Genomic DNA, 11,138 nt, shown 5'->3' with positions numbered 1-11,138 from the left:
GCCGGACCGGCGCGCCTTCGGTGGATTCGGGCAGCCGCGACCGGCAGGCCCGGCCGCCGCATGCCTTCTTCACCCGAGCATCACCACCATGACCCCCTCCCTTCATGCGAGCGCGGCGCGTCCGGCATCCGCTGCCCGCTGGGCCGCGTCCTTCGAGCCATTGGCCTTCGGGCGCGAAGAGGACCGCGGCGCGGCGGGCATCGGCCCCGATCTGCAGGTGTTCCTGGTGGCGAACTACGCGCGCCTGCACCGGCGCCTGATGCATCACCTGGGATGCCCCGACCTGGCCAGCGACAGCCTGCACGATGCGTGGATCCGCCTCGGCGATCGAACCTCCGCGCAGGCGGCGCAAAGCCCCGAGGCCTATGTCTACCGCGTCGCCTGCAACGCGGCGACCGACCGGCTGCGCGCCGACAGATCGTGGCAGTACGCGAGCGACGCCGAGACCGAGCTCGAGCATCTCGTCGATCTCTCGCCGGGCCCCGAGGCCATCGCCGATGCGCGCTCCGAACTCGCGGCGGTGGAGCGCGCCTTGCAGCATCTGCCGCAGCGTCATCGCTCGGTGCTGATCGGGTTGCGCATCGAGGAGATGACGCGCGAGGAGGTCGCCCGGCGCTGCGACCTGAGCCTGCGGCGGGTCGACACGGTGCTGCGACGGACGCTGGACCATTGCGCGTCGTCGATCAGCGTCGACAGGCTCTAGAGCGACGCCACCGCCGTCACGGCTCGCTTGCCCGCATTCGCCGCCTGCGGGTGCGCGTGCGCCGCGCACATCGATGCGATCTCGCGCAGCGCTTCGGCCGGACGCTTCGCGATCTCCACCGCGAGCGCTTCCGTCACGAAGAAGTTCTCGTGCAATGCGAGTTCGCGCAGCAGCCCGGTATCGCGCAGGTCCAGCGAGGGAATGAAGGCAACGGCCGCATCCTCGTCGTCCGCGGAAGCGAGCAGCGAGCGGATCAGCGCGCCCAGGCCCGCCTGGTCGTCGGCGGGCGGCGATACCGAGGGATGGAAGTCCTCGACTTCCCGATCGTCGGCGGCGGCGCGCCGGACCGCGTCGAGAAAGTCCTCGACATCGGCGAACACCACGCGCGAGTCGCCGTCATGGCTCAGGTACAGGACCGCGCCGGCCAGCGGTGGCGCGGTCAGCAGCAGGTGATGGTTGCTCGTCTGCGGATCGTCGAGCACCAGGCCGTCGAGCCGCCGCGGTATCGGGAGCGATTGGAGGTCCAGGCTCCAGCGGACGATGTCGGCGGCGGAAAGCAATGACGCGCCGGAGAAGTCCTGGCCGTCGATTCGCGCGAGGTACGCATCGAGCGTCTGTCGCGCGGTCGCCGAGAGGGCCTCGGGCGGTTCCGGGGCGTGGGGATGAGAGGAGGAGGGATCGCTCGGCATGGACCGATGGTATCGGCGGCGACTGCCATCGCGTCCGTATCGGTGACAGGCCGCTCTCGCACGAGCCATCCCATGCCAGTACATACCGAGTGGTATCTATCGAGAAGAGAGGCAATGATAGGCGCTTGATAGTCAAGGGATCGATATAAAACCTGTCCTCGAGCCCGAGGGTCAGCCTCGATTGACTGCGTGCCATACCTAATAGTATGTTTCGTCTGCTGCCGGCAGACGGGACACGACTCCACGCGCGCAGCCCTTCTTTGGCCTCTCTCTTCAAGAAAGCTCCGCCCATGGACAAGCCACGCTGGCAACACCGCCCCGAAGGATCGAACTGGGGCGATTTCGGCCCCGACGACCAGATCGGCCGCATGAACCTGCTGACACCGGCCACGCGCCTGCGCGCCTTCCGCGAGGTCGAGCACGGCACGGCGTTCTGCCTGAGCTTGCCGCTCGACCATCCGGGCGGCAACACGCTGTTCCAGCACCGCAAGGCGCCGAAGTTCGTCTACGAGAAGCGCGGCGACAGCTTCAACTTCAACTACCGGCTGTCGAACGTGAACGACTGCTTCTGCGACGTGATCTCGGACGACGCGGTGCTGATGTTCCTGCAGTACTCGACGCAGTGGGACGGCCTCGGCCACGTGGGCCAGATGTTCGACGCCGACGGCGACGGCCGGCCCGAGAAGGTCTACTACAACGGCTTTCGCGCCGGCATCGAGATCGTCGGCCCCGACGACGCCGAACGCGGCTGGGGCGCGCGCTCGATCGGCATCGAGCGCATGGCCACGGCCGGCGTGCAGGGCCGCGGCGTGCTGGTCGACCTCGAGCGCATCCACGGCCGCGAGCGCGCGCTGGTGGGCTACGACGGCCTGATGGCCGCGCTCGAGGCGCAGGGCGCGAGCGTGGAGCAGGGCGACTTCCTGTGCCTGTACACCGGCTTCGCCGACCTGATCCTCGAGATGAACAAGCAGCCCGACGGCGAGGTGCTGGCGCGCTCGTGCGCGGTGCTCGACGGCCGCGACGAGAAGCTGCTGCAGTGGATCACCGACTCGGGCATCGTCGCGATCTGCGCCGACAACTTCGCGGTCGAGGCCTATCCGGCCCGCCCCGGCGCGAATGGCTCCTACCCGGGACTGCCGTTGCATGCGCACTGCCTCTTCAAGCTCGGCCTGCACCTGGGCGAGCTCTGGTATTTCGCCGAGCTCGCGCAATGGCTGCGCGAGCACAAGCGCTCGAGCTTCCTGCTGACCGCGCCGCCGCTGCGGCTGCCGGGCGCGGTGGGCTCGCCGGTCACGCCGGTGGCGACGGTCTGAAGCGCGCGCATCGACACGCGCGAACCGACGAAGAACCAAGGAGACAAGAGACATGCGAATCCGATCGAAGACCCTGGCGCTGGCCGCCGTGCTGGCCCTGCCGCTGCTGCCGCTGGCCGCGGCGGCGCAGGCCGATGCCGCGGCCAACTGGCCGACCAAGCCCGTCACGCTGGTCGTGCCGTTCCCGCCCGGCGGCACCAGCGACGTGGTGGGGCGCCAGCTCGCGGTGCAGCTCGGCGAGGCGATGGGCGGCACCTTCATCATCGACAACAAGGCCGGCGCGGCGACAGCGATCGGCGCCTCGTTCGTGGCGCGCGCGCCCAAGGACGGCCACACGCTGCTGCTGTCGGCCGGCAGCACCTTCACCACCACGCCGCACCTGATCGACAAGCTGCCCTACAAGCTCGAGGACTTCGCGCCGGTGGCGGCGGTCGCCACCGTGCCCTTCGCCTTCGTGGTGAAGAAGGACTTCCCCGCGAAGACGGTGGCCGAGTACGTGGCCTATGCCAAGGCCAACCCCGGCAAGATCAACAACGCCACCAACGGGCAGGGCAGCATGGTCCACCTGCTGGGCGAGCTGATCGCCACCGGCCTCGACGTGAAGATGACGCAGGTGCACTACAAGGGCGCGGCGCCGGCCACCATGGACATGATCGGCGGCATCGTCGATTCGAACGTGGAGGCGCTCACGAGCGCGCTGCCGAACGTGAACGCGGGCAAGTACCGCGCGATCGCGGTCCTGAGCGCCGACCGCCAGCCGCTGATGCCCGAGGTGCCGACCTTCAAGGAACTCGGCTATCCCTCGATCGTGGGCGAGACCTGGTATGCGGTGTTCGCGCCGGCCGGCACGCCCAAGCCGGTGATCGACAAGCTCAATGTGGCGCTGCGCAAGGTCACGACCTCGAAGCGCTTCGCCGATGCGATGCACAAGATCGGCAACGAGGCCAAGGCGAGCACGCCCGGCGAGCTGATCGAGGTGACGCAGCAGCAGAGCCAGAAGTGGGGCGAGCTCATCACGCGCCTCAATATCAAGGCGGAGTGAGTCCCTGGCGCTGCCTGCCTAGCCGGGCAGGTAGCGCAAGTCGCGCATCGCCTGCAGGTGCTCGACGATGCATTGCTCGGTGTCGATGCAGTCGCCGAAGCCGGCCTGCCGCAGCTTGACGGTGGACACCAGCGGCGGCAGCGCGAGCGGGCGCCGCGCGGCCCAGGTCGCCTCGGCGTACTGCCACGAGAGGCCGATCAGCGCATCGAGATCGCGCTCGCGCAGGCCCTCGCGCTGCGCGATCCGCTGCCACAGCGCGGCCTGCGCGGGCATCTCCTCGCGCAGGCGCGTGCCCGTGGCTTCGCCGAGCGGCATCTCGAAGAAGGCCGCCAGCCGCTCGAACAGGCTGGCCCAGACCACCACGTCGCCGTTGGCGATGTTGAAGGCCTCGCCGTGCGCGCGCGGCTCGTGCCAGGCCCATTCGATGGCCTTGGCGATCAGGCGCGCGTCGGTGCATTCGGTCAGCAGGTGCGGATGGGCGGGGCAGGCCAGCGGCTGGCAGCGCTCGCGCGCGAGCACCGCGTAGGCGCCGATCGCGGCCACCGGGTTCATCGCGCTGCCGGTCGCCACGCCCAGCACGATCTGCGGCCGGAACACGGTCCAGCCGAAGCCCGCGCGCGCCGCGCGCTCGGCCACCAGGTCCTGCTGGTCGAAGTAGAAGTTGGCGTGGTCGCGCACCGCGTCCTGCTCGCGCGCGGGCACGCGCATGGGCCGGCCCGTGTGCACGCCATAGGCCTTGGTGCCCTGCAGCAGCGTCACGTGTCGCAGGGGCGCGCCCTCGAGCGCATCGAGCGTGTGGCGCAGCATGCGGTTGTTGAGCTCGATGTTCTCGCTCGCGCGCCAGCCCTGCAGCAGGTCGGGCTGCTCGTTGAGCGCGGCATAGACCAGGTGCGTGGCATCGCGGTGCGGCGCCAGCGCCTCGCGCGTGGCCCGGGCATCGCGCAGGTCGGCCGAGACCCAGGTCGCGTCGGGCGCGAAGTCGGGCCGCCTGCGCGCCAGGCCCACGGCACGCAGGCCGGGCCGGGCCGCGAAACGTTCCATCGCGGCGCGCCCGACCACGCCGAGCGCGCCCACCACCAGCACCTTGTCCATGGCCTCAGTCCTCCGTGGTCAGCACGACCTTGCCGTGCACGCGGCGTTGCACCAGGTCGTCGAGCGCATCGGCCGCGCGCTCGAGCGGATAACGCGCCGAGACGTGCGGCCGCAGCCGCCCGTCGCCGACCCATTGCATCAGCTCGCGCAGGTTGGCGGCATTGAGCTCGGGCTCGTTGCGCGTGAAGGCGCCCCAGAACACGCCGAGCACCGCGCAACCCTTGAGCAGCGGCAGGTTCAGCGGCAGGCTCGGGATGCGGCCGGCCGCGAAGCCCACCACCAGGAAGCGGCCGCGCCAGGCCATGCCGCGCAGCGCGGGCTCGCTGTAGTCGCCGCCGACCGGGTCGTAGACCACGTCGACGCCGCGGCCGCCGGTCAGCGCCTTGATGCGCTCGCGCAGGTCCTCGGCGGCGTAGTCGATCAGTTCGTCGGCGCCATGGTCGCGGCACACGGCGAGCTTGGCCGGACTCGAGGCCGCCGCGATCACGCGCGCGCCCATCGCCTTGCCGAGCTCCACCGCCGCCAGGCCCACGCCGCCCGCGGCGCCTAGCACCAGCAGCGTCTCGCCGGGCTGCAGCACGGCACGGTCCTTCAGCGCATGGTGCGAGGTGCCGTAGGTCAGCGTGAAGGCCGCGGCGGTCGCGAAGTCCATGCCATCGGGCATCGGCAGCGTGCGCGCGGCCTCGGCCACCACCTCCTCGGCATAGCCGCCCCAGGTGGTGGCGGCGATCACACGGTCGCCGGGCTTGAACCGCGTGACGCCTTCGCCCACCGCCTTGACGATGCCGGCGACCTCGCCGCCGGGCGAGAACGGCAGCTCCGGCTTGAACTGGTATTGGCCCTGGATGATCAGCGTGTCGGGAAAGTTGACGCCGCAGGCCTTGACCGACACCACCAGCCGGCCCGGGCCGGCCACGGGCGAGGGCACGTCCTCCACCACCAGCGAGGAGGGCGGCCCGAACTGCTTGCAGAGCACCGCCCTCATGGCCGCTCCCCCTGCGCGATCGCACCTTCGGCGCCCAGTTCGGCGAGCTCGGTGTCGCCGACCGCGAGCAGCTCGCGCAGCACCTCGTGCGTGTGCTGGCCCAGCAGCGGCGGCGGCCGCTTGTATTCGACCGGCGTGGCCGAGAAGTTGAGCGGATTGGCCACCACCGACAGCGAGCCCGACAGCGGATGCTCGATCTCGCGCACCATCTCGCGATGCCGGATCTGCGGATCGTCGAACACCTGGCGGAAGTCGTTGATCGGCCCGCTGGGCACGTTGGCCTCGCGCAGCAGCGGCAGCCAGTGGGCGAGCGGCTGCCGGCGCAGGATGTCGGCGATCGCGGGCACCAGCGCCTCGCGGTTCGCCACGCGTTCGGGCGTGGTCGCGAAGCGCGGGTCGGCCGGCCATTCGGGATGGCCGAGCACGCGCGCGAGCGAGGCGAACTGCGAGTCGTTGCCCACGGCGATCATCATCGGCCCGTCGGCGCAGGCGAAGTCCTGGTAGGGGCAGGTCAGCTGCGAGCGGATGCCCACGCGCTGCGGCAATTGGCCGGCCACCAGGTAGCTCATCGCCATCGAGGAGGTGGCGGCCACCTGCGCGTCGAGCAGCGCGAGGTCGATGTACTGGCCCACGCCGCTGACCGTGTCGCGGTGGTGCAGCGCGGCCAGGATGCCGATGGTGGCGTAGAAGCCCGCGGTGGTGTCCGACACCGGGTAGCCCGCGCGCTGCGGTCCCGCGCCGGGCTCGCCGTCGGGAATGCCGGTCAGGCTCATCACGCCGCTCATCGACTGGAAGATCAGGTCGTAGCCCGGCATCGCGCTGTAGGGGCCCGACTGGCCGAAGCCGCTGATGGAGCAATACACCAGCTTGGGATTGACGCGCGCCAGCGAGGCGTGGTCGAGCCCGTAGCGCGCGAGGTCGCCGGCCTTGAAGTTCTCCACCACCACGTCGGCGCAGGCCGCGAGCCGGCGGATCAGCCGCTGGCCCGAGGGCTTGGCCATGTCGATGGCGATCGAGCGCTTGCCGCGGTTGAGCGCGAGGAAGGTCGAGCGCTCCTGCGTCTCGCCGCCCGCGCGGTCCTTGAGGCGCGCACCCTGCTGGCGCACGTCGTCGCCGATGCCGGGGCGCTCGACCTTGATCACGTCGGCGCCGAAGTCGGCCAGCATCTGCGTGGCCCAGGGGCCCGAGAGCACGCGGCTCAGGTCGAGCACGCGGATTTTCGAAAGCAGTCCACTCATCGGGTGTGTCCTCAGGCGGTTTCGAGATGGCCGTTGTCGATGACCACGACGCCGCGCGCGGGCACGCTGGCGCGGAAGGCGGCGCGGGTCGGTCCCTCGCGCCAGAGTTCGAGCCGCACCGTCTCGCCGGGGAACACGGGCGAGGAGAAGCGCCCGCCCATCTCGCGCAGCGCGGCGGGATCGCCGTCGCACCAGCGCTTGACGATGCCGTGGCCCGCCACGCCGAAGGTCGCGAGGCCGTGCAGGATCGGGCGCGCGAAGCCGGCCTCGCGCGCGATCGCCGGCACCGCATGCAGCGGGTTGTAGTCGCCGCACAGCCGGTAGATCAGCGCCGACTGCGGCGAGGTCGGCAACTCGATCGCGGCATCGGGCTCGCGCGCCGGAATGGCGTGCGGCGCGGGCTGCGCGCGGCGCTCGCCGCCGAAGCCGCCGTCGCCGCGGCAGAACACCGTCTGGCGCACGGTGGCCAGCAGTTCGCCGCTGTGCATGTCGGCGACCTCGCGCTCGACGAAGATCAGCGCGCCGCGGCCCTCGCCCTTGTCGATCAGGTCGACGATGCGGCTGGTGCCACGCACCGAGGCCTTGGCCGGCAGCGGCCGGTGGATGCGCGTCGAATGCTCGCCGTGCACCGTGCGCACCCAGTCCAGGCCCAGCGGCAGGTCGCGCATCCAGAAGCCGGGGTAGCCCATCACGTTGGCCATGGTGGGCTGCACCTTGAGCCGGGTCTCGTCGACGAAGGCCAGGTCGGCCTCGTCCATCGGGTCCAGGCCCACGCCGATGCCCAGCGCGTAGACGATGCATTGCTGCCAGTCGTAGTGCTGCTCGATCTGCGGGATCTGGGCGGCCAGCAGCCGTTCGGGGTCGATGGTCATGCGGTCCTCACAAGGTGGCGGCCGTGCCGAGGATGGCGGTGGCCTGGCTCGACAGCACGCCGCCGTTGGCGTGCGCGAGCGAAATCTCGACGCCCTCGACCTGCCGCGCGCCGGCGCTGCCGCGCAGTTGCTCGACCGACTCGATCACGGTGAACAGGCCGTACATGCCCGGGTGGTTGCACGACAGGCCGCCGCCGTTGGTGTTGACCGGCAGCCGCCCGCCCGGCGAGATGGCGCCCGAGGACACCATCGCGCCGGCCTCGCCCTTGGCGCAGAAGCCCAGGTCCTCGAGGAACAGCAGCGTGTTGACGGTGAAGGCGTCGTAGACCATCAGGTGGTCGATGTCCTTCGGGCCCACGCCGGCCATCGCATAGGCGCGCTGGCCCGACTCGACCGCGCAGGTGGTCGTGAGGTCGGGCATGGCCGAGATCTGGCGGTGGCTCACGGCCACGCCGGTGCCCAGCACGTAGGCCGCGGGCCGCGGCATGTCGCGCGCGCGCTCGGCCCGCGTCAACACCAGCGCCGCGCCGCCGTCGGTCACCAGGCAGCTGTCGGCCTTGGTCAGCGGGTCGCTGATCATGCGCGAGGCCAGCACGTCGGCGCGGCTCAGCGGATCGCGCGCGAAGGCATCGGGATTGAGCCGCGCCCAGTCGCGCGCGGCCACCGCCACGTCGGCCAGCTGCTCGCGCGTGGTGCCGTACTGGTGCATGTGGCGCGCCGCGGCCAGCGCATAGCTCGACAGCGGATAGCGCGGGCGAAACGGCGATTCGTAGGGCTGCGGATCGGGCATCGAGGCCAGCTTGCCGCCGGCCGTGAGCTGGTTGGAGCCATAGCAGATCAGCGCGACCTCGCACAGGCCGAGCTCGAGCGCCATCAGCGCCGACTGCAGGTGGAACAGGAAGGAGGCGCCGCCGACCATGGTGCCGTCGGCATGCCGGGGCTTGATGCCCAGGCGCTCCGCGACGTTGAGCACCGGCAGGCCCGAGGTCGACATGGCGCAGAACAGCCCGTCGACCTGCGACATGCGCAGGCCGCAGTCCTCGAGCGCGAGCACGGCCGCTTCCTGCAGCTGGTCGAAGGGCGTGCGGCCGGGCGCGTTCCAGCGCCGCGTGTTGCCGATGCCGACGATGGCGCCGCGGCCGCGCAGGGAATGCGTCGCGCGGCTCATGGCGCGTCTCCCTCGGCCGGCGCGAAGACGACGAAGGGTTCCTCGCCGGCCACGATGCGTGCCCGCACGCGCTGGCCGATGCGCACCGCGTCGGGCGCGACGTCCTCCACGCGGCTCATCATGCGCGCGCCGCCCTCGAGGTCGACCAGCGCCACGTTGTAGTCGCCCGCGCGGTCGCGCACGGTGGTCAGCGAATACACGCTGCCCAGTCCCGGCGAGGCGCGCCATTGCAGCCGCGGGCTGCCGCAGGCGCGGCACACCAGCGCGGGCGGAAAGCGCACGGCCGCGCAATCCTCGCAGTGCTGCAGCATCAGCCGGCGTTCCTGCAGCGCCTGCAGGTACTGAGCATCGGGGCCGGGGCCGTCGAATCGGGTGTCGGTGGCCATGGCGTCACTTGCCCTGCCACACGGGCTTGCGCTTCTCGGCGAAGGCGGCAGAGCCCTCGCGCGCATCGGCCGAGCTGAACACGTGCTCGGTCAGCGCGGCCTGGCGTTCCCACAGCTCGGCGGCGGGCCAGTCCTGCGACTCGACCACCACGCGCTTGCTCGCGGCCACCGACAGCGGGCCGTTGGCCGCGATGGTCTGCGCCAGCCGGCGGGCCTCGGCCAGCGCCTCGCCGGGCGCGGCGAGCCGGTTGACCAGGCCGTAGTGGTAGGCGCGCGCGGCCGGGAACATGTCGCCCGTGAGCGCGAGCTCGAGCGCGATGCGGTAGGGCAGCTGGCGCGGCAGCCGCACCAGGCCGCCGGCCGTCGCGGCCAGGCCGCGCTTGACCTCGGGCACGCCGAACTGAGCGTTCTCGGCCGCCACCACCATGTCGCAGGCCAGCACCAGCTCGAAGCCGCCGGCCAGCGCATAGCCCTCGACCGCGGCGATCAGCGGCTTCACCGGCGGCTTCGCGGTCAGGCCGCCGAAGCCGCGGCCCTCGATGCTCGGGCGCTCGCCGCGCAGGAAGCCCTTGAGGTCCATGCCGGCGCAGAAGGTGCCGCCGGCACCGGTGAGGATGCCGATGCGCAGGTCGTCGCGCCGGTCGAGCTCGTCGAGCGCGGCCGCGATGCCGCGCGCCACCGCGAGGGTGGCCGCGTTGCGCGCTTGCGGGCGGTTGATGGTGATGGTCAGGATGCCGTCGCTGCTGTCGACGAGGACTTCTTCGGTCATGGGTGCTTCCTCTGGGGGAGAAGGGTGAACGGGGAGGGCGGGCGATTCAGCGCGGCGCCATGCGCAGCGCGCCGTCGAGCCGGATGGTTTCGCCGTTGAGCATCGGGTTGCTCACGATGTGCAGCGCGAGCTGCGCGTATTCGTCGGGCGTGCCCAGCCGCGAGGGATGGGGCACCGAGGCGCCGAGCGAGATGCGCGCCGCCTCCGAGACGCGCGCGAGCATCGGCGTGTCGAAGATGCCGGGCGCGATGGTGCACACGCGGATCGCCTTGCTCGCGAGGTCGCGCGCCGCCACGATGGTCAGGCCCACCACGCCGGCCTTCGACGAGGCATAGCCGATCTGTCCGATCTGGCCCTCGTAGGCCGCCACCGAGGCGGTCAGCACGCAGACGCCGCGCTCGCCCTCGGCCGTGTGCTCGTTGCGCGCCATGCGCGTGGCCGCCAGCCGCAGCGTGTTGAAGGTGCCGACCAGGTTGATGCGCACGATGTTCTCGTAGGTTTCGAGCGAACCCGGGCTGCCGTCCTTGTCGACCAGCCGCACCGGGCCGCCGCGGCCCGCGCAGTGCACCAGCACGCGCAGCGGACCGAAGGACTCGGCCACGTCGCAGGCCGCGTTCATGTCGACCTCGCTGGTGACGTCGGCGGGCGCGAAGCGGACCCGTTCGCCGAGGTTCTTCGCGATGGCCTCGCCCTGCGAGGAGGGCAGGTCGGCGATCACCACGCTGGCGCCCGCCGCGTGCAGCCGATGGACCGTGGCCAGGCCCAGGCCCGATGCGCCGCCGGTGACGAGCGCGCTGATTCCTTCTGTGTTCATGAGTGCTTGCCTTGTGCAGTTGGGAAGATGCGTCGGTTCATGATACATACCGATGAGTATCGTTGCA

12 protein-coding genes are annotated in these 11,138 nt (G+C 71.2%); 3 read left to right on the top strand and 9 right to left on the bottom strand.

Annotated features, from left to right (window positions below):
- Nucleotides 1–88 precede the first annotated feature (88 nt).
- Nucleotides 89–703: an RNA polymerase sigma factor gene (locus BM109_RS41370; RefSeq protein ID WP_177239517.1), complete on the top strand. Its 615-nt coding sequence runs from the start codon at nucleotides 89–91 to the stop codon at nucleotides 701–703.
- Here BM109_RS41370 and BM109_RS32675 read toward each other — a convergent pair.
- Entirely contained in the window at nucleotides 700–1,392 is a 693-nt protein-coding gene (locus BM109_RS32675) for a hypothetical protein (protein ID WP_143129296.1), read from the bottom strand. The two genes, BM109_RS41370 and BM109_RS32675, sit on opposite strands and share 4 nt — an antisense overlap.
- Nucleotides 1,393–1,682: 290 nt before the next feature.
- Between BM109_RS32675 and BM109_RS32670 the strand changes: the two genes are divergently transcribed.
- Nucleotides 1,683–2,705, top strand: a complete 1,023-nt coding sequence (locus tag BM109_RS32670) for a cyclase family protein (protein ID WP_093352420.1) — start codon at nucleotides 1,683–1,685, stop codon at nucleotides 2,703–2,705.
- A gap of 52 nt (nucleotides 2,706–2,757) precedes the next feature.
- Complete coding sequence (locus BM109_RS32665; protein WP_093352418.1) at nucleotides 2,758–3,747, top strand: Bug family tripartite tricarboxylate transporter substrate binding protein; 990 nt, start codon at nucleotides 2,758–2,760, stop codon at nucleotides 3,745–3,747.
- Nucleotides 3,748–3,765: 18 nt separating this feature from the next.
- Here BM109_RS32665 and BM109_RS32660 read toward each other — a convergent pair whose 3' ends face one another.
- The 8 genes from BM109_RS32660 to BM109_RS32625 are packed head-to-tail and all read right to left on the bottom strand — an operon-like array spanning nucleotide 3,766 to nucleotide 11,071.
- Nucleotides 3,766–4,839, bottom strand: a complete 1,074-nt coding sequence (locus tag BM109_RS32660) for an NAD-dependent epimerase/dehydratase family protein (protein ID WP_093352415.1) — start codon at nucleotides 4,837–4,839, stop codon at nucleotides 3,766–3,768.
- A gap of 4 nt (nucleotides 4,840–4,843) precedes the next feature.
- Nucleotides 4,844–5,824, bottom strand: a complete 981-nt coding sequence (locus tag BM109_RS32655) for an NADPH:quinone oxidoreductase family protein (RefSeq protein ID WP_093352413.1) — start codon at nucleotides 5,822–5,824, stop codon at nucleotides 4,844–4,846.
- Nucleotides 5,821–7,062 (bottom strand): CaiB/BaiF CoA transferase family protein, encoded by a 1,242-nt coding sequence (locus BM109_RS32650; RefSeq protein WP_093352410.1) that lies wholly within the window; start codon nucleotides 7,060–7,062, stop codon nucleotides 5,821–5,823. The genes BM109_RS32655 and BM109_RS32650 overlap by 4 nt, the downstream gene beginning before the upstream one ends.
- 11 nt (nucleotides 7,063–7,073) lie before the next feature.
- Nucleotides 7,074–7,934: a MaoC/PaaZ C-terminal domain-containing protein gene (locus BM109_RS32645; protein ID WP_093352408.1), complete on the bottom strand. Its 861-nt coding sequence runs from the start codon at nucleotides 7,932–7,934 to the stop codon at nucleotides 7,074–7,076.
- 7 nt (nucleotides 7,935–7,941) lie between these two features.
- A complete protein-coding gene (locus BM109_RS32640) occupies nucleotides 7,942–9,102 on the bottom strand; it encodes a thiolase (RefSeq protein WP_093352405.1) in 1,161 nt (386 codons plus the stop codon).
- Entirely contained in the window at nucleotides 9,099–9,488 is a 390-nt protein-coding gene (locus BM109_RS32635; protein WP_093352403.1) for a Zn-ribbon domain-containing OB-fold protein, read from the bottom strand. The genes BM109_RS32640 and BM109_RS32635 overlap by 4 nt, the downstream gene beginning before the upstream one ends.
- Before the next feature lie 4 nt (nucleotides 9,489–9,492).
- Nucleotides 9,493–10,257, bottom strand: coding sequence for a crotonase/enoyl-CoA hydratase family protein (locus BM109_RS32630; RefSeq protein ID WP_093352400.1), 765 nt, complete (start codon nucleotides 10,255–10,257; stop codon nucleotides 9,493–9,495).
- A 46-nt stretch (nucleotides 10,258–10,303) separates the two neighbouring features.
- Nucleotides 10,304–11,071 carry an SDR family NAD(P)-dependent oxidoreductase gene (locus BM109_RS32625; protein ID WP_093352397.1) on the bottom strand — a complete coding sequence of 256 codons (768 nt, stop codon included), beginning with the start codon at nucleotides 11,069–11,071 and terminating at the stop codon, nucleotides 10,304–10,306.
- Nucleotides 11,072–11,138 lie beyond the last annotated feature (67 nt).

Source organism: Variovorax sp. PDC80 (assembly GCF_900115375.1).
Taxonomy (GTDB): domain Bacteria; phylum Pseudomonadota; class Gammaproteobacteria; order Burkholderiales; family Burkholderiaceae_C; genus Variovorax.
Note: the sequence above shows the minus strand (reverse complement) of the source record. Positions and strands in the feature narration are given on the sequence as shown.

What these genes read in the sequence shown, in the direction of transcription:
- BM109_RS32670 (WP_093352420.1), top strand. Translation starts at nt 1,683, where the DNA reads ATGGACAAGCCACGCTGGCAACACCGCCCCGAAGGATCGAACTGGGGC.
- BM109_RS41370 (WP_177239517.1), top strand. Translation starts at nt 89, where the DNA reads ATGACCCCCTCCCTTCATGCGAGCGCGGCGCGTCCGGCATCCGCTGCC.
- BM109_RS32630 (WP_093352400.1), bottom strand. Translation starts at nt 10,257, where the DNA reads ATGACCGAAGAAGTCCTCGTCGACAGCAGCGACGGCATCCTGACCATC.
- BM109_RS32675 (WP_143129296.1), bottom strand. Translation starts at nt 1,392, where the DNA reads ATGCCGAGCGATCCCTCCTCCTCTCATCCCCACGCCCCGGAACCGCCC.
- BM109_RS32650 (WP_093352410.1), bottom strand. Translation starts at nt 7,062, where the DNA reads ATGAGTGGACTGCTTTCGAAAATCCGCGTGCTCGACCTGAGCCGCGTG.
- BM109_RS32645 (WP_093352408.1), bottom strand. Translation starts at nt 7,934, where the DNA reads ATGACCATCGACCCCGAACGGCTGCTGGCCGCCCAGATCCCGCAGATC.
- BM109_RS32665 (WP_093352418.1), top strand. Translation starts at nt 2,758, where the DNA reads ATGCGAATCCGATCGAAGACCCTGGCGCTGGCCGCCGTGCTGGCCCTG.
- BM109_RS32655 (WP_093352413.1), bottom strand. Translation starts at nt 5,824, where the DNA reads ATGAGGGCGGTGCTCTGCAAGCAGTTCGGGCCGCCCTCCTCGCTGGTG.
- BM109_RS32660 (WP_093352415.1), bottom strand. Translation starts at nt 4,839, where the DNA reads ATGGACAAGGTGCTGGTGGTGGGCGCGCTCGGCGTGGTCGGGCGCGCC.
- BM109_RS32640 (WP_093352405.1), bottom strand. Translation starts at nt 9,102, where the DNA reads ATGAGCCGCGCGACGCATTCCCTGCGCGGCCGCGGCGCCATCGTCGGC.
- BM109_RS32635 (WP_093352403.1), bottom strand. Translation starts at nt 9,488, where the DNA reads ATGGCCACCGACACCCGATTCGACGGCCCCGGCCCCGATGCTCAGTAC.
- BM109_RS32625 (WP_093352397.1), bottom strand. Translation starts at nt 11,071, where the DNA reads ATGAACACAGAAGGAATCAGCGCGCTCGTCACCGGCGGCGCATCGGGC.